The organism is Embleya sp. NPDC050154 (genome assembly GCF_044460165.1).
Classification (GTDB): domain Bacteria; phylum Actinomycetota; class Actinomycetes; order Streptomycetales; family Streptomycetaceae; genus Embleya.
The window spans coordinates 234,615-248,243 of record NZ_JBITJP010000001.1; the positions used below are offsets into that span (position 1 = coordinate 234,615).

Consider the following 13,629-nt stretch of genomic DNA (forward strand, 5'->3'; position numbering starts at 1 on the left):
ACACCGCACGACCCGCGTCGACCTCGTGGCCGGCGGCGTCGAGGACGGTCCGCGCCTATCGCCGGCCCGCGCGAACGCCTGCTCGACGCCGCTCGCGACCTCACCTACGAGCACGGCGTCCACGTCGGCGTCGACGCGATCCTCAAGAAGGCGGACGTGGCCCGCCGCTCGCTGTACCAACACTTCGGCGGCAAGGACGAGTTGATCGCCGAGGTGCTGCGCACGACGCGGACCCAGGAGCGCCACCGCAGCGAGCCGGAGTCGGCCGAACAGGCCGCCGCGCACGCCGGAGCCACCCCCTCCTGCTCCTGGACACCGAGGCCGAGAGCACCGCCGACCACCTCTATCGCCGGGCCGGCTGGACCCGCTACGGCGTGGTCTCCGAATACGCGGCCACCCCGGACGGCACGCTCCGGGACTGCACGTTCTACTACAAACGGCTCCCCCGTCCCGCCGTTCCCACCTCCCCCACCGGCGCCCCGCTCCGGCCCGGCGCCCCGATCACCTGACGCCCATGGCGCAGGCGGCAGGCGCGGGATGGGGCCGGCACCAGTGCCTGCCCTGGGGGTAGCCGGATTCTGCGTGCGGGTCGACTTCCCTACCTTCGAGGGGACTCAGTCGTGCATACCGATCAAGGGGACGATCGTTGTGGATCGCAAGAGGAACCGTCGATGGGCCCGGACCGCCGCCTGTGCCGGGCTCGCACTCGGTGCCCTGGGACTGTCCGCCGCACCCGCCCTCGCCGACGGGCGGGCCGCGGCTCGGGCGGCGCCCGCCTCGGCCGCCGCACCGCTGCCCACCTTCGACTTCACCGACTGTCCGACCCTGCCCGCAGGCGCGGATCCGGACAAGTGGCGCTGCGAAGTACACGTCGCCACCGGCGACATGAAGCTCGGCGGGCTCACCGTGCCGCTGCGTCCGATGACCATCACGCACGCGGAGGGTCCGCTGCCGGACGGCTCGACCGGACAGGTCTTCGGCGCGATGCACGCGACGCCCAGCCCGGCGACCGGCGGCCTGCCCAACATCCCCGGACTGCCCGAGCGCGCGCCGATGCTCGGGGTGAACGTCAAGACGAAGTACGGCGGTTGGTTCGACTTCCTGTCGCACGGCACCTCGGCCGGCGGTCTGGACGTCACCTTCGCCCTGAGCGGTCCGCTCCTGCCCGAGAACTGCTCGATCGGCACCGCCGAGCAGCCGATCCGGCTGACCATGATGCGCAAGGGCCCCAACGAATGGATCTCCAAGGACCCGCCCATTCTCAAGGGCACGCTGTGGGACAACACCGTGGCGATTCCCGCCGCGACCGACTGTGGCCCGCTCGGCGCCGTCCTCAACCACCGCAACAACCTGCCCTCGCCCGGCGGTGCGAACTCGGTCACGCTGGACGGCCTGTACACGTTCAAGACCTACACCCAACTGGGTCGCTGACAACCGCCGCCCCCGGCGGTCCTCGCGGACAGGCATAGCCTGATCTCCGATGCCGGGACCGGGACGCGAAACCGTTCCGGCCACGGCACCGGCGATCCCGCGACGGGCCAAGGGGAGCACATGGATCTGGCGGCGCAGTATCGAGGTCTGTACCACGCGGCCCTGTTCACCGCGGAGTGCGCCGAGGACGCGTACCGCCTCGGCGCACTGGACTCGGTCCTCAAGCCATGGCTTCGCGGGCAACTCGAATCCCGTGAACACAGCCTGAGTTATTGCGACAGCCGGATGGACCTCGCCGCCGCGGTCGAGGGCCTGGCCGCCATCGCGCCCCGCTACGCGGAACTGCGCCGCGACCTGTTCGGCGACATGCACCACATCGGCCGGCCGGTGCCGACCTGGCGCGCGGTCGGCCCCACGCTCACCGTTCTCGCACCGCTCCAGGTATGGCGACAACCGCCGGCATACGCATTGCGACTGCGCGACCCGGGCACGGCCGCGGGCGGCGCCCAGACCTGGGACTTCATCGTCTTCGCCCGCTCCGGCGACCCCCGCGAACCGGGCACGGTCCACACCGCGATGCTCTTCCCCGACACCGACGCCAACACCGCCACCGGTACCGGGCGACGCACCGTGCAGGTCACCAAACAGCTCGAAGACCGACGCGAGGACTACGAGCAACTCACCTACGCATTCCAGTCCTTGACCGCCAACGTGCACTTCGCCGCCCTGCACGACCCCGACCGAGGGCAGAACCCGCCGCCCGACGGCGTCTGACCCCCGGCTTCGGCACGCCCTGGCCGGCATGTGGGGCGGAAACGGGCATCCGGCGTCCCCCGGGGCTTTCTGCGGCGCGGGCGCACGCGCGGGTCGCGAAGCGGGCTCAGCGGAATTGTTCGATGTTCTCGCCGAGGAAGGCCTCCAGCGTCCGGGGCGGTCGGCCGAGCAGGCTCGCCACCGTGTCGGTGGGTTCCTCCGGCCTGGTCACGGCCAGTTGCTGGATCTCCACCACATGGTCGGCGAGCCAGGCCGGCAGGCCGGCGCGTTCGATCAGGTGGTCGCGCATGACCCGGGGCGGCAGGTCGACGTGGCGGATCGGCCGACCCAGCAGGAGGCCGAGCAGTTCGACGAGTTGCGGATGGCTGAAGGTTCGACTCCCGGTGAGGGTGTAGGTCCGCCCGGTGAGTTCGGGGCGGGTCAGCACCTCGGCGGCCACGTCCGCGATGTCGCGACAGTCGACGTAGTTGCAGGCCGCGTCCGCCATCGCCCCGTGGACGACGCTTTGAGCGGCGACCGCCGGTGCGAGGGTGAGCAGTTTCTGCATGAACGCGTAGGGGCGCAGCACGGTGTGGGACAGACCGGAGTCACGCAGGGTCTCCTCGATGGCGTGGTGCCATCGGGAGACGGCGACCGGGGAGTCCGCGGTCGCGGCCGGGGCGGAGAGTTTGACGACGTGTTCGATGCCGACCGCCGCGGCGGCGTGGATGGCGCGGGTCTCCAGCGCGGGCTGTTCGGGGCTGTTCGCCATGGCCAGGAACAGTCGACTCGCACCGTGGAAGGCATCGCGCAACGATTGCGGGTCGCCCGCGTCGGCCGCTCGGGCCTCGACGAGGCGGCGCGCCGTATCGTCGAGGCCCGCCCACAGCCGTTCGGGGTCGCGGCTGAGCGCCCGGCTCGGTATGCCGAGGGTGACGAGGCGGTGCAGGAGGGCGCTTCCGGTGGCGCCGGTGGCGCCCATGACGACGATCATGTGTTCCGTCTTTCCTGGTCGGTGGTGGTGCGGGAGTTCGGGCGGGGTTTGCGGATGGGCTACGGGCCCGGTCGCCGCTGTTTCGACGCCCCGCGCCAGCGCCACGTGATGATGGTGGTGGCCAGGGCCGCCGAAATGGGCAGGTCCAGACGGAGGCGTTCGGGCCACGAGCCGTGGTGCGGGATGATCCGCTCCGGTATGTGGCCGCCGACGAACCAGCCGACCAGGCCCGCGAGGGTGGCGACCGCGACGGCCAGGACGACGGTCGGGACCAGGCGCGGCGTCGTGGTCAGCCACGTGCGCCTCGCGCCGCGGCGCCGAAGGCGGGCGCCGACCAGCGCGGCCACGATCGCCGAGGTGCCCGCGATCGAGGTGCAGGCCGCGATGGTCAGGTCGCGCTGCCCGGTGGCCACGCCGCCGGCGCCGGCGGTCAGTGCGGGGGCGAGGTAGGCGACGAGCACCTCGCGCCACAGCGTGAACGGCGACGGACCGGAGCCCCGGGCGGACGAACGGCCTTGTCCCATACGGTTTTCGGTCTCCGTTTCAGATATTTGATTAGCTCCCTAATTATATGGCCGAACAAAAGCCGTCCCGGCGGCGCGTCGCACGGACGCGACACGCCGGGACGGCGTCGAACAGGGATGCCTCGTGGTCCCGCTACTCCCGCGTCAGCGCCGGGATCCCACGGACGAGACGACCGAGCAACTCCAGGAAGACGGCGCGCTCCTCGGGATCGAGCGCGCCGACCATCTCCTGGAGTCGACCGAAGTGCTCCGGGGCCAGGTCACGCATCTTCCGCGCCCCTCGCGCGGTCAACACGGCCACGGCGGAGCGGCCGTCCTCGGCGGAGGGTCGGCGAAGCAGCAACCCTTCCCGCTCCAGACCGCCGAGCAGTCCCGTCACAGTGGCCCGGGACACCCCGAGCACGTCCGCCAGGCCCGAAGGGGACATCTCCCCGTCTGCGTCCTCCAGGGCCGCCAGCAGCCGATATCGCCCCGCGGACAGGCCGAACCTGGAGAAGTGCACCTCGACCGCCTGGCCCAGCCGCGCCCCCGCCGCCATCAAACGCACGGCGACCAGCACCGCCTGCGGGTCGACATCGAGCCCGTAGCGCCGGATCTGATACGCCGCCTGGTCGAGCGTGGGGGTTTCCTCAGGCATCGGTTCATGTTCCACAGCAACTAATATGGCCCCTAACTACTTCCCGGTCAAGCCACGCGGTCGTGGGTGCGCCGGGTGATCCCCAACATGGTCCCCGGGGCACTGCCCGGGTACTGCCCCGGTCCTCGAACGCGCTCCAAGTCGCCTCCATGTGCCTTCCAGGAGTCCCCGGCGAAAGTTCTTCCAGGCAGACGAAGACCGCCTCCCGCAAGGCGGGTTCGCTCACGAACCGCTCGACCGGGACCATCACTTCATTCGGGAGATCTCATGAACATCAGGAACCTCACCACGACCCTCGCCGCTCTCGGTGGCCTGTTCATCGTCTACATCGGGCTCGCCTACCTGATCGCCCCGCAGTCCACCGCGTCCGGGTTCGGCCTGCCGAGTTGGCCCGAGCACGAGGGCACCGCGTTTCTGGCCGTCAAGGGTGTGCGTGATTTGGGCTCCGGACTGGTCGTCTTCGCGCTGCTGCTGACCGGCCACCGGCGGGCACTGGGCTGGGCGCTGGCGGCCATCACCTTCGTGCCCGCCGGCGACATGGTGATCGTGCTGGGCAACGACGGTTCGGCGGCGAAGGCTCTCGGCGTCCACGGCCTCACCGCCGTCCTGGTCGCGCTGACCGCCGGCCTGCTGCTGCGTGAGCGCCCCGCCCCGGCGACCTCGCCCGTGACCTCCTCCCCCGTCGCGACCCGGATCCCGGCCCCGGCCGCGCGTTGACCCACCGGGCCGAGCCCCCGAGTCGCCGACCCGAGCCCCGAAGCCCGAGACACCGAAGCCCGAACCACCCGGCCGCCCGCCCCACCCGCTCAGTCGGGGGGAGCGAGGCGGCCGGTGCCCGTCGGCAACCGGATCTGCCCGAAGGCGTCGGCGCCGCCGCGAACGCCGATCTCCACGATCGCGTCGCGGCGCAAGCACGTGGAACGGGGTTTCCGCCGGGGCACGCGAGGTGTCCCGGTTGTCGGAGGTGAAGGCGTGCGTACTCGCCGGTGCCGACACCGATGCAGGCCGGCGCCGAAGAACCTTCGGGAACACCGATCCCGCGGCCGTGTCGGCGAGCCCGACGCCCACTCCCGCCGATGGCCGCGCTCTGGCACCCGGCATCCGCGAATCGACGTGAAACACCGCAATATCCGCGACTTACGGCAAGCCGGGGGCATCGATCCACGCCCGCGAACAGGTACCGTCGGGATCCGCAGCCGACCGGGAGCCGGGTATGCCCGGACACGGAGGACGGAGGGACGCGGTGCACGAGTCGCCCCGGGTGCAGGGGGAGTTGCAGGCGGAGATCATGTCCGTGTTGTGGCGGATCGAAGCCGGTACCGTCGAGCGCATCCGCGCCGAGTTGGCCGAGCCCTCGCGTGGCGCCTATACGACCGTGCAGACCGTGTGCAATCGGCTGGCCGAGCGCGGCCTGTTGGCCAGGGCCCGGGAGGGGCAGGCGTTCGTGTACCGGCCGACCGTGACCGAGGCCGACTACGTCTCCTCCTCGGTGAGTTCGGCGCTCGCCGCGGCGTCCGCGCCGGCCCGACGGGTGGCCCTCGCCCAACTCGTCGGCGGGCTGGAGGTATCGGAGCTGGAGGACCTGCGCGAACTCGCCCGCCGGATCGAGCACGAGCGCGGCGGGCGATGAGCACGTTCCCCGCCCGGGCCGTGTTGTCGGGCGTGGCGATCGCATGGGCCCGGCGCCGAGCACGACCCTGATCGGCACCGTGCACTTCGGCACCGCCCCGGTCCGGTGTCACAGCACCGGCGCGTGTTCCCATCCGGCCTCGTTCGCGCCGATGGCCGAACGCGCCGCAGACCGTCATCCCGGGCGTGCACTACCCACGCCGCGGGCCGTCGGGCGAACGTGAGCCCGCGTGGCAGGCGGTCACCCGATGGCGCGCGAACCCGCGCCACCACCGACCGCGTCCTCGGTCAGGCCGGCCGCGCGGCGTCGACACGCGCGATCATGGCCCACACCAGCAGTTCGCCCGCCAGTGGCCTACTCCCCCACTCCAGGGCCAACGCCTCGACCAGGCGCAGACCTCGGCCGCACTCGCTGCCCCACACCGACTCGCTCGGCTCCGACGCCTCGTCCGGTTCGGGCGACCCGATCGGCGCGACGGATCCGTTGGACCTCGCCAGGCGCCTGGGTCGGGCATGCCGGTTGCGCACGGCCAGGTGTATGTGCACATCGTCCATCCGCACGTCCAGGTCCATCGTCGGCCCGCTGCCGTAGCGAACCGCGTTGCTCAGCAGCTCGCACGCGACCAGTTGTGCGCTGTGTACGTCGTCCTCGTGCACGTCCCACCGGCGCAGGGCCGCGACCAGCACGCGCCGGGCCCGGGGCACCTCGGCGGGGACCGCGTCGAACACCGCTCCGCCCTGGACCGGCGCCGGGCGCACCCCGTCCGCCGGGGTCGCCGGCCCGCCGCCCGCAAACCGCGCCATCGCACACGTCCCCTCACCCGGCAAAGCAACTCCTACGCACTGTAGGAGAGATCGAGCCGGGACTCCAGCCGTCGACCAGGACCCGCGGCCGAGCACTACTCACCCACAGTGATCATCCTGTTACCATTCGAATATCCTGCTGTCCCACCGCACGCCATCCACCCCAGAGGAGCCAGTCGACATGCACGCCACCAAGGGTGATCGCCTTCTCATCCACGGCCGAGTCGTCGGCCAGGAAGACCATTTCGTGGAGATCATCGAGGTCCTGGGCCCCGACGGCACGCCGCCGTTTCGGGTACGAGCCGCCAACGGGCACGAAACGATCATGTCGCCGGGTCCGGACTCGGTGGTCGAACACCGCAAGGCCGGCGACTCCGACTAGGCCCTGTCCGGCAAACCCGCCAGGGTCCGCCGGACAGGGCCCGGGCGAGTCGGCCACCCGGCAACCGCCGTCGGCCCGCCCGTGCCCACGCCCCCCGAGGAGGATCCCCGGTGACCAGCCCCGCGCCGCCGCCGGCGTTCGAACTCGGTACGGACGGGCCCCGTGCCGTACTGGTCGGCGTGGACGGTTCCCGAACCTCCCTCCGCGCCGCCGACTACGCACTGGGCCAGGCCCGTCGCGGCGGCGCGGAACTGGTCGGCGTCTACGTACGCGCGCCGCTCGGGCTCGCCGCCACCACGCCCGAGGGCGCCGAGGTGATGGAGCAGGCGCACGAGGACACGATGCGCGACATCGCGGACTACATCGCCCGACGAGCCGCCGAACTGCGGGTACGGCACCGCTTCGTCGAGGCACGCGGCGACGTCGCGCACCAGATCGCCAAGGTGGCCGACGAGGTACGCGCCGACGCGGTCGTGGTCGGCGCCTCCGAACGCTTCGGCCACCGCCTGATCGGCTCCGTGGCCATCCGCCTGGTCCGCTCGGCCCGCCGGCCGGTCACCGTCGTCCCCTGAACCGCGCACCCGGGGCCCGAGATCCGCACGGGACGGCCGGCGCGTTCGCCCGGCCCACACTGGACAAAATCCCTGGACAGGCCACGACCACCCTGTAAATATATGCCGTATGAAGCATACCTATTCGGCACTACCGCTCGAACACATGCTGGTGGTCCCGCAATGGCAGGGTTCGAGCGCCGTCGACGCGCGCCGCCTCGTCGCGGGAGCCCACTGGTTGAGCGCGCTGCTGCCCGCCGTACGACGCACCTTCGTGAGCGTCGACGCGGATCCGGCGCCCGATCGGGACGGCGTACGGCAACTCGACGTGCTGACCCGCACGTTGGCCGCGAGCAGGCAGGCGCTGGAAGGGTGGGGCGAGGCGGCCCTGTTCACCGTGGGCGGCGACTGCGGTGTCGAACTCGCCCCGATCGCCCACGCCGTGGGCCGGCACGGCGATCGCCTGGCGGTGGTGTGGTTCGACGCCCATCCGGACCTGAACACCCCCGACTCCTCGCCCTCCGGCGGCTTCCACGGCATGGTGCTGCGCACCGTGCTCGGCCAGGGGCCCGCCGCCCTGCTCCCTCCGCCCGGACAACGGCTCTCCGCCGAACGGCTCGTGCTCGCCGGTGTACGGTCCATCGACCCCGCCGAGCAGCGGTTCATCGACTCCGCGCGGATTCGACGGGTGTCCGTCGACCGCCTCGACGAGCCGAGCGCGCTGGTCGCCGCCGTGGCCGAGACCGGGGCCACGCACGTCTACATCCACATCGATCTCGACGTCCTGGATCCCGAGCAGTTCACCGCGCTGTCCTTCCCCGAGCCCGAGGGCCTGTCCCCCGCGCGGCTGCGCGCGGCGCTCTGTGCGCTGACCGACGCGTTCCCGCTCGCCGGACTCGGCATCACCGAGCACGCGCCGGCGCCCGGACCCGAGGCGGACGGCGATCCGGCCGGCAACGACCGCGTGCTCCGGGAGATCTTCGCCGGCGTGTCCGTGGGATGACGAGCGTCGGCTCGCTCACTCCTTCGGCGCAGCACGGCGAATCCGTCGTTCCCGGACCCGCGCGTTCGCGAGCCTCGCACCGGCTTCCGAAGCCAGACTTGACGCGTCCGAACAATACGTGTCAATCCGGACCGAAACGGGTCAGATGGTCCGATGAAGTCCGATGAAGGAGCGACATGCTCAGCACCGACTACGTGACCGGCGCGCCGAACTGGCTCGACCTCGGCAGCCCCGACACCACCGCGGCGGCCGCCTTCTACACCGCCGTCTTCGGCTGGGACTTCCAGTCCGCCGGACCCGACGCCGGCGGCTACGGCCTGTTCATGCAGGACGGCAAGACCATCGGCGGCATCGGCCCGCTCACCGAGGAGGGCGCTTCGTCCGCCTGGACCGTCTACTTCAAGACGCCCGACGCCGACGCCACCGCCCGGGCCGCGAAGCAGGCCGGCGGCACGGTCCGGGTGGAGCCGTTCGACGTCATGGAGATGGGCCGGATGTCGCCGCTCACCGACCCGGCCGGCGCCGAGTTCGCCATCTGGCAATCCGGCACCTTCCAGGGCTCGGAGCTGGTGGGCAAGCCGAACTCGCTGTCCTGGGTCGAACTGCACGGCGTCGAACTCGACGTGGCGACCTCCTTCTACGGCGGGCTGTTCGGCTGGCGTGCGCAGGACTTCGAGATGCCCGCGATGACGTACACCGTGCTGTCCACGGCCGAGGGCGAGCAGCAGGACGCCTCCTTCGGCGGCGTCGTTCCGGACTCGAACGGCCAGGACCCGCACTGGATCGCCTACTTCGAGGTCGCGGACGCCGACGACATCGTCGCCAAGGCGCGGCAGCACGGCGGAACGGTGCTCATGCCCGCCGCCGACGTCCCGCAGGTGGGCCGCCTCGCGTGGCTGGCCGACCCGTTCGGCGCACCCTTCGCCATCATCCGGAGCGAACCGCAGGCCGGGTAGTCGTTCGCGGGTGTCCCGACGCCGCGCCCGGGAGCGGGGGCGCCGTTCCGGTCGCGGCGCCGGGTCCGGCACTCGCGGGCCGGACGCCGGGCCCGTTCGGGTACGCGTCGTCCGTCGCGTCCGTTCGGGCGGCTTCACCTGTTCGGCGGGCGCTGCGCGACGACACGGCGCCGCCCTGCCGGCGATCATGGACACAACGATGAACAGCCTGGCACCGCCGCGGGTGGCCGGGTCGGCGACCCGGTCGCTGCTCCGGCAGGTCGCGCTGCCCGTGGGAATTCTCGTCGTGGTCACGGTGGTGGACCTGGCCACCGGAACCTCGACGGTCTTCTATCCGTTCCTGCTCCTCGCGCCGACTCTCGCCGCCGCCACCGCGCCGCCGGTGGCGATCCTGGTCATCGGCGGCGTCTCGCTGCCGTTGCGCTACTGGTTGGCCGCCAACGACGGGTATCTCGGCCCGGAGTACAACGATCTCTTCGAGGTCAGTACGTGGATGTACGTCATGGCGACCGCGCTGGCCATGTACCTGTCCGCCGCCCGGATCCGCCGCGAGCGGTCCCTGGTCGCCGTCTCCGAGGTGGCCGTCGCCGCGCAGCGCGCGATCCTGCTGCCGCCGAGCGACAACCTGGGCGGTCTGCGCCTGGCGGTGCGCTATTTCGCGGTGGCCGAGGAGGCCGAACTCGGCGGCGACCTCTACATCGCGCTGGACACGCCGTTCGGGGTGCGGCTGATCATCGGCGACGTGCTCGGCAAGGGCCTGGGCGCGGTTCGGACGGCCGCGATCACGATCGGCGCGTTTCGCGAAGCCGCCTACGACGAACCCGAACTGAGCACGGTGGCCCGCCGCATCGACGTCAGCGTGACCAGGAACGCGCCCGCGGACAGGTTCGTCACCGCGCTCCTGGCCGAGGTCCGTCCCGACCGGGTGGCCTTCGCCCACCGCGGCCACGAGGAACCGGTGGCGATCCACGCGGACGGCAGTGTGCATGTGCTCGAACCTCCGGATCCCGGTCTGCCGTTGGGCCTGGGCGAACTGGAGCCGGAGCCGCCCCCCGTGTGGGTGGTGCCGTTTCACGAGGGCGATCTGCTGCTCTTGATGACCGACGGGTTCGCGGACGCGCGCGACGCGACGGGCGGGCCGTATCCGCTGGTCGAGCGCATCCGAGCGTTGTTCGGCGAGGGCCGTCTGGGGGACGCCGATCCGGTGGCGGCGGTGGAACGGCTGGGGGACGACCTGATGCGGCATGTCGGCCTCCTGCGGCTCACCGACGACGCGCTGGTCCTGGCGCTCGCCAGGGCGGCCGACCCGCCGGAGCCGCACCGCGCGCCGTGAACTCGGCGCGAGGGTCGTGCGCAGCCGCGGTCGAGGCGACCGGATCCCGCCGGTGGGCGAGCGCCGCGCCACTCGACCCCGGGCGCCCCGCCGCACGCCCGACGGCCTACTCCTCGATCGCCCCGCCGGTGCGGCGCAGGTGTTGCCGGAACGTGTACGACGGGTCGACCGCGCGGCGGGCCAGATACTCGTCGAAGGTCGTCTGTCGGCGCAGCGTCTCGCCGGCCCGGATCCGGCGGGCCTGTTCGCGCTCGGTGTCGCGGATCCGATGGGCCGTCGCGAGCACCTCGTCGGCCCGATCGGCGGCGACGAACAGCACGCCGTCCTCGTCGCCGAACACCAGGTCGTCGGTGCTCACCAGGTGCGTCCCGAACCGGGCCGTGCTCAGCGCCTCGGGTTCACGCTCGTCCAACCGCACCGGTCCGGGCGGCAAGGCGCCGTAGCTGAACACCGGCAGGGCGATCTCCACCAGTTCCGGCGTATCGCGATGCAACCCCCACACCACCAGGGCCGCCACCCCCGCCGCCTCGGCTTCCAGGACCGCGAGGTCGCCGACGCACGCCTCGTCCGACCGGCCGCCGTTGTCGATCACCAGCACGTCGCCCGGCTCGGCTCCGCCGAACGCCTCCAGGAACACGTCCACGCTGCCGTAGTGCCGAACCGGCAACACCCGCCCGGCGACGCGGTGTCCGGGCACGACCGCGCCGATGCCCGGTGGCGCCACGCGCAGCGGTACGCCGTGACGCACGCACGCGTCGGCCACCAGCGGCGTGGACAGCTCGGCGAAGATCTCGGGCATGGGCGTTCTCCGTGGCTCGGCGTCCTCCCGACCCGGGAGTGGCGCGCGCGGATGCGGCGGCACAGCGCTGCGATGCTATCCGCGCCCGCTCGCACGCGTCGACGTTCCGGCCCGGCCGGTGTCCTCGGGGTGCAGGAGGCCGATCAGGACCCGGGTGACCAACCGGTCGAAGAGCGGTTCGGCCGGCTCCTCGTCCGCGCCGGGAGGCGTCCCGGTCAGCACGGCGGACAGGTGCGGATGGCGGCCCGCCTCGACCACGTGGGCGAGGTATTCGGCCTGGGCCCGCTGCCACTGCGCCATGGTCTTCCCGGCCAGGCGTTGTTCGATCTCGGCGCGGGTCAGCGCGGCGACGACGGCGTTGAGGATGCCGACGGCCTCCAGCTTGACCCGAGGGCCGACCGGGAGATCGGCGAGTGCGGCCATCGCGTGGTCCAGGTAGTCGACCGCGTGCGGTCCCATCGACGTCCGCGACGCGCCGGCCTCCGACAGCCACGGGTGGGCGAGGTGCACGCGCCGGCTCTCCCGGGCCAGCGCGAGCAGGTCGTCGAGCCAGTGCCCACCGTCGAGTCCGGCGTAGGAGATCTCGCCGTTGACCCGGTCGGTCATCAACTCCAGGAGTTCGTCGCGCGTGGCCACGTACCGGTAGAGGGATGCCGGGCCCGCGCCCAGGGCGACCGCCACCGCGCGCATCGTGACCGCCGCGAGCCCTTGCGCATCGGCCAGGGCGACGCCGGCCGCGGCGATCCGGTCCCGGTCGTACTCCGGCGCCGGACCGCGGGCGGCGCGCTCGGGACGTAGCCAGATGCTCTGCGCGGACTGCTCGGTCACGGACTCCCCTGTTCTGCGAACGACGTATGCAGTAGCTTAGTGATCGAAAACTGCGAACATTGATCGCAGTAAGCACCGAAGGGAATCGCCATGCCCGACCTGCAGTGGACGCCGACTCGTCACGCCCGCAACGGCGCGGTGGAGGTGGCCTACGACCGGCTCGAAGGCGCGCAGGGCGAACCGTTGTTGCTGATCATGGGCCTGGCCACGGCCCGGTTCTGGTGGCCGGCCGGGCTGTGCGAGGCGTTCGCCGCAGCCGGCTTCGCCGTCGCCCGCTACGACCAGCGCGACGCCGGCGAATCCACCCGGCTGCCGGAGACCGCCACCGGCAATCCGTTCCGGGCGCTGTTCGGCAAACGCGGCGAGGCCTACACGTCCGAAGACATGGTCGACGACGCGATCGCCGTACTGGACGCCCTCGGCTGGCAGCGCGCGCACGTGTTCGGCCACTCGCTGGGCGGGGTGATCGCGCAGCGAATCGCCCTGCGGCACCCGGATCGGGTGCTCGGCGTCACCTCCTCGGCCGCGCTGCCCAGCGACGTGTCCGGCCTGCGTGTCCTGCGCTACCTGCGACCGGGGCTGCTCGCCCGGCTCGCCCGGGCGAAGTTCCCGCCGGGACGCGAGGGCGACATCGAGGCCGCGCTCACCGTGTGGCGCGGCATCGCCTCGCCCGACTACCCGTTCGACGAGGACGCGGCCCGCGCGTGGGTCGAGGCCGACGTGGACAGCGGCCCGCGCGACAAGAAGGCGCAGAGCCGGCAGATCGGCGCCCGGTGGCACGGCCCGAAGCTGCGCGAGCTGCGCCGGCCGACGCTGGTCCTGCACGGCGAACAGGATCCGCTGCTGCGCGTGCACGCGGCCAGGGTCACCGCGCGCACGGTGCCGGGCGCCCGCCTGGTGACCTTTCCGGGCGTCGGCCACGACCTGCCCGCCGCCCTGTGGACGACCGTCGCCGACGAGGTGCGCGACCTCGCGTCGATTACACGGGTCTGACCGTTCACGAGG

17 protein-coding genes and 1 pseudogene are annotated in these 13,629 nt (G+C 72.1%); 12 read left to right on the forward strand and 6 right to left on the reverse strand.

Annotated elements, in window-relative coordinates; genetic code table 11:
- Nucleotides 1–78: 78 nt before the first annotated feature.
- The 4 genes and pseudogenes from ACIBSV_RS00990 to ACIBSV_RS01005 form a co-directional block, all read left to right on the forward strand.
- A pseudogene (locus ACIBSV_RS00990) lies at nucleotides 79–204 on the forward strand (helix-turn-helix domain-containing protein); the annotation flags it as partial.
- Between the two features lie 170 nt (nucleotides 205–374).
- A complete protein-coding gene (locus ACIBSV_RS00995) occupies nucleotides 375–509 on the forward strand; it encodes a hypothetical protein (RefSeq protein ID WP_395859337.1) in 135 nt (44 codons plus the stop codon).
- A gap of 139 nt (nucleotides 510–648) precedes the next feature.
- On the forward strand, nucleotides 649–1,431 hold the full coding sequence (locus ACIBSV_RS01000) for a hypothetical protein (protein WP_395859338.1): 783 nt from the start codon (nucleotides 649–651) through the stop codon (nucleotides 1,429–1,431).
- A 120-nt stretch (nucleotides 1,432–1,551) separates the two neighbouring features.
- Nucleotides 1,552–2,205 (forward strand): hypothetical protein, encoded by a 654-nt coding sequence (locus tag ACIBSV_RS01005; protein ID WP_395858761.1) that lies wholly within the window; start codon nucleotides 1,552–1,554, stop codon nucleotides 2,203–2,205.
- A gap of 106 nt (nucleotides 2,206–2,311) precedes the next feature.
- On the opposite strand, the gene ACIBSV_RS01010 is transcribed toward ACIBSV_RS01005, so the two are convergent.
- From ACIBSV_RS01010 to ACIBSV_RS01020, 3 genes are all read right to left on the reverse strand, one after another.
- Entirely contained in the window at nucleotides 2,312–3,178 is an 867-nt protein-coding gene (locus tag ACIBSV_RS01010) for an NmrA family NAD(P)-binding protein (RefSeq protein ID WP_395858762.1), read from the reverse strand.
- 59 nt (nucleotides 3,179–3,237) lie between these two features.
- Complete coding sequence (locus tag ACIBSV_RS01015; protein ID WP_395858763.1) at nucleotides 3,238–3,702, reverse strand: hypothetical protein; 465 nt, start codon at nucleotides 3,700–3,702, stop codon at nucleotides 3,238–3,240.
- Nucleotides 3,703–3,835: 133 nt separating this feature from the next.
- Nucleotides 3,836–4,339, reverse strand: coding sequence for a MarR family winged helix-turn-helix transcriptional regulator (locus ACIBSV_RS01020; protein WP_395858764.1), 504 nt, complete (start codon nucleotides 4,337–4,339; stop codon nucleotides 3,836–3,838).
- Nucleotides 4,340–4,606: 267 nt separating this feature from the next.
- Here ACIBSV_RS01020 and ACIBSV_RS01025 point away from each other — a divergent pair, with 267 nt between their 5' ends.
- Together ACIBSV_RS01025 and ACIBSV_RS01030 are read left to right on the forward strand one after the other, a co-directional pair.
- A complete protein-coding gene (locus ACIBSV_RS01025; protein ID WP_395858765.1) occupies nucleotides 4,607–5,056 on the forward strand; it encodes a DUF4267 domain-containing protein in 450 nt (149 codons plus the stop codon).
- A 526-nt stretch (nucleotides 5,057–5,582) separates the two neighbouring features.
- The gene (locus ACIBSV_RS01030) at nucleotides 5,583–5,969 is read left to right on the forward strand and encodes a BlaI/MecI/CopY family transcriptional regulator (RefSeq protein WP_395858766.1); all 387 of its coding nucleotides are present in this window, start codon (nucleotides 5,583–5,585) and stop codon (nucleotides 5,967–5,969) included.
- 287 nt (nucleotides 5,970–6,256) lie between these two features.
- Here ACIBSV_RS01030 and ACIBSV_RS01035 read toward each other — a convergent pair whose 3' ends face one another.
- On the reverse strand, nucleotides 6,257–6,772 hold the full coding sequence (locus tag ACIBSV_RS01035) for an ATP-binding protein (RefSeq protein ID WP_395858767.1): 516 nt from the start codon (nucleotides 6,770–6,772) through the stop codon (nucleotides 6,257–6,259).
- A 181-nt stretch (nucleotides 6,773–6,953) separates the two neighbouring features.
- Here ACIBSV_RS01035 and ACIBSV_RS01040 point away from each other — a divergent pair, with 181 nt between their 5' ends.
- From ACIBSV_RS01040 to ACIBSV_RS01060, 5 genes are all read left to right on the forward strand, one after another.
- The gene (locus tag ACIBSV_RS01040; protein ID WP_331770851.1) at nucleotides 6,954–7,154 is read left to right on the forward strand and encodes a DUF1918 domain-containing protein; all 201 of its coding nucleotides are present in this window, start codon (nucleotides 6,954–6,956) and stop codon (nucleotides 7,152–7,154) included.
- Nucleotides 7,155–7,264: 110 nt separating this feature from the next.
- Nucleotides 7,265–7,726: a universal stress protein gene (locus tag ACIBSV_RS01045; protein WP_395858768.1), complete on the forward strand. Its 462-nt coding sequence runs from the start codon at nucleotides 7,265–7,267 to the stop codon at nucleotides 7,724–7,726.
- 109 nt (nucleotides 7,727–7,835) lie between these two features.
- The gene (locus tag ACIBSV_RS01050) at nucleotides 7,836–8,708 is read left to right on the forward strand and encodes an arginase family protein (protein ID WP_395858769.1); all 873 of its coding nucleotides are present in this window, start codon (nucleotides 7,836–7,838) and stop codon (nucleotides 8,706–8,708) included.
- Between the two features lie 176 nt (nucleotides 8,709–8,884).
- The gene (locus ACIBSV_RS01055) at nucleotides 8,885–9,664 is read left to right on the forward strand and encodes a VOC family protein (protein WP_395858770.1); all 780 of its coding nucleotides are present in this window, start codon (nucleotides 8,885–8,887) and stop codon (nucleotides 9,662–9,664) included.
- Nucleotides 9,665–9,863: 199 nt separating this feature from the next.
- Nucleotides 9,864–10,997: a PP2C family protein-serine/threonine phosphatase gene (locus tag ACIBSV_RS01060; RefSeq protein WP_395858771.1), complete on the forward strand. Its 1,134-nt coding sequence runs from the start codon at nucleotides 9,864–9,866 to the stop codon at nucleotides 10,995–10,997.
- A 106-nt stretch (nucleotides 10,998–11,103) separates the two neighbouring features.
- Here ACIBSV_RS01060 and ACIBSV_RS01065 read toward each other — a convergent pair whose 3' ends face one another.
- Entirely contained in the window at nucleotides 11,104–11,796 is a 693-nt protein-coding gene (locus ACIBSV_RS01065) for an RraA family protein (RefSeq protein ID WP_395858772.1), read from the reverse strand.
- Between the two features lie 75 nt (nucleotides 11,797–11,871).
- On the reverse strand, nucleotides 11,872–12,624 hold the full coding sequence (locus ACIBSV_RS01070; protein WP_395858773.1) for a TetR/AcrR family transcriptional regulator: 753 nt from the start codon (nucleotides 12,622–12,624) through the stop codon (nucleotides 11,872–11,874).
- Nucleotides 12,625–12,723: 99 nt separating this feature from the next.
- Here ACIBSV_RS01070 and ACIBSV_RS01075 point away from each other — a divergent pair, with 99 nt between their 5' ends.
- Nucleotides 12,724–13,617, forward strand: a complete 894-nt coding sequence (locus ACIBSV_RS01075; protein WP_395859308.1) for an alpha/beta fold hydrolase — start codon at nucleotides 12,724–12,726, stop codon at nucleotides 13,615–13,617.
- Nucleotides 13,618–13,629: the final 12 nt, after the last annotated feature.

What these genes read in the sequence shown, in the direction of transcription:
- ACIBSV_RS01005 (WP_395858761.1), top strand. Translation starts at nt 1,552, where the DNA reads ATGGATCTGGCGGCGCAGTATCGAGGTCTGTACCACGCGGCCCTGTTC.
- ACIBSV_RS01010 (WP_395858762.1), bottom strand. Translation starts at nt 3,178, where the DNA reads ATGATCGTCGTCATGGGCGCCACCGGCGCCACCGGAAGCGCCCTCCTG.
- ACIBSV_RS01015 (WP_395858763.1), bottom strand. Translation starts at nt 3,702, where the DNA reads ATGGGACAAGGCCGTTCGTCCGCCCGGGGCTCCGGTCCGTCGCCGTTC.
- ACIBSV_RS01020 (WP_395858764.1), bottom strand. Translation starts at nt 4,339, where the DNA reads ATGCCTGAGGAAACCCCCACGCTCGACCAGGCGGCGTATCAGATCCGG.
- ACIBSV_RS01025 (WP_395858765.1), top strand. Translation starts at nt 4,607, where the DNA reads ATGAACATCAGGAACCTCACCACGACCCTCGCCGCTCTCGGTGGCCTG.
- ACIBSV_RS01035 (WP_395858767.1), bottom strand. Translation starts at nt 6,772, where the DNA reads ATGGCGCGGTTTGCGGGCGGCGGGCCGGCGACCCCGGCGGACGGGGTG.
- ACIBSV_RS01040 (WP_331770851.1), top strand. Translation starts at nt 6,954, where the DNA reads ATGCACGCCACCAAGGGTGATCGCCTTCTCATCCACGGCCGAGTCGTC.
- ACIBSV_RS01050 (WP_395858769.1), top strand. Translation starts at nt 7,836, where the DNA reads ATGAAGCATACCTATTCGGCACTACCGCTCGAACACATGCTGGTGGTC.
- ACIBSV_RS01055 (WP_395858770.1), top strand. Translation starts at nt 8,885, where the DNA reads ATGCTCAGCACCGACTACGTGACCGGCGCGCCGAACTGGCTCGACCTC.
- ACIBSV_RS01060 (WP_395858771.1), top strand. Translation starts at nt 9,864, where the DNA reads ATGAACAGCCTGGCACCGCCGCGGGTGGCCGGGTCGGCGACCCGGTCG.
- ACIBSV_RS01065 (WP_395858772.1), bottom strand. Translation starts at nt 11,796, where the DNA reads ATGCCCGAGATCTTCGCCGAGCTGTCCACGCCGCTGGTGGCCGACGCG.